Annotated in this window: 2 protein-coding genes; one reads left to right on the forward strand and one right to left on the reverse strand. The window is 73.9% G+C overall.

The features are described from left to right. A partial coding sequence (locus EF903_RS36005) for an AMP-binding protein (RefSeq protein ID WP_312845987.1) occupies positions 1–306 on the reverse strand: 306 nt, incomplete at its 3' end. Between EF903_RS36005 and EF903_RS32705 the strand changes: the two genes are divergently transcribed. Next, positions 187–1,289, forward strand: a 1,103-nt coding sequence (locus EF903_RS32705) for an FAD-dependent monooxygenase (protein WP_221888813.1), incomplete at its 3' end; no start/stop codon positions are given. The two genes, EF903_RS36005 and EF903_RS32705, sit on opposite strands and share 120 nt — an antisense overlap.

Genomic DNA, 1,289 nt, shown 5'->3' on the forward strand with positions numbered 1-1,289 from the left:
CGCGGCGGCGATCTGTGCGGCGTTGGCGACGAGGTTGCGGTGGCTGAGGCGGACGCCCTTGGGGCGGCCGGTGGTGCCGGTGGTGAACTGGATGCAGGCGTCGGCGTCGAGGTCGGCGCGCCCGGGCCCGCCGCCACCAGCCGCGCCGTCGCCGTCCACCCCCGCACCCTGGAGACGTTCGACCAGATGGGCCTGGTCGACGCCTTCCTCGCCGCCGGCCGCCGCAACCAGGCCTTCACCATGTACGCCTCCGGCCGGCGCCTCGTCCGCCTCGAAGCCGACTACGAGACGATGCCGACCCGGCACCCGTACAGCCTCGTCATCGAGCAGACCCGCACCGAGGAACTGCTGCGCGAGGCCGTCGCCCGGCTCGGCGTCACCATCGAATGGGGCGTCCGCCTCACCGCCCTCGACCAGGACGACACCGCCGTCCGCGCCACCCTCGAACACGCCGACGGCACCCGCGAGGAGTACGAGGTCCCCTGGCTGGTCGGCTGCGACGGCGGCCACAGCACCGTCCGCAAACAGCTCGGCCTCCCCCTGATCGGCGAATCCCGCGACACCTGGGAACTCGCCGACGCGGCCGTCGAGACCGACCTCCCGCCCGACACCATCTACTGGGCGCACACCGGCGGCCAGGCCCTGATGATGGTCCCCTACCAGGAGGCCGGGCGGTGGCGGCTCCTCGACACCGCACCCGTACGCCGCCCCGGCGACGCCTACGACGCCGCGGACGTCGCCGCACGCTTCTCCCGCAAGCTCACCGCCGGACTCGGCCGCCCCGTCACCGTCGGCGAACCCTCCTGGAGCTCCGTCTTCACCTTCCAGCAGCGCATGGTCCCCCGTATGCGGGAAGGCCGCTGCTTCGTCGCCGGCGACGCCGCCCACGTCCACAGCCCCGCCTCCGGGCAGGGCATGAACACCGGCATCCAGGAGGCGTACAACCTGGGCTGGAAGCTCGCCATGGCCGACCGCGGGCAGGCCGGACCCGAGCTGCTGGCCACGTACGGCATGGAACGCGTCCCCGTCGGGCGGGCGCTGCTCGGCTCCACCCGCAAGGCCACCTTCCTCGTGCAGTTCAAGAACCGGCTCGCCGGCGTCGCCCTGCCCGTCGTCTTCACCTTCGTACGCAACATCACCCCGCTGCGCCGGGCCATCCAGCGCAAGGTCCTCGGCGGCATGTCCGGGCTCCGCCTCGCCTACCCCGACAGCCCCCTCTCGACCCCCGCCACCGGGCCCGGCCTGCCCGCCGGGGCCCGGTGGCGGGGGTCGAGAGGGGGCTGTCGGGG

Origin of the sequence: Streptomyces sp. WAC05292 (assembly GCF_003949955.1) — a bacterium.
Lineage (GTDB): Bacteria > Actinomycetota > Actinomycetes > Streptomycetales > Streptomycetaceae > Streptomyces > Streptomyces globosus.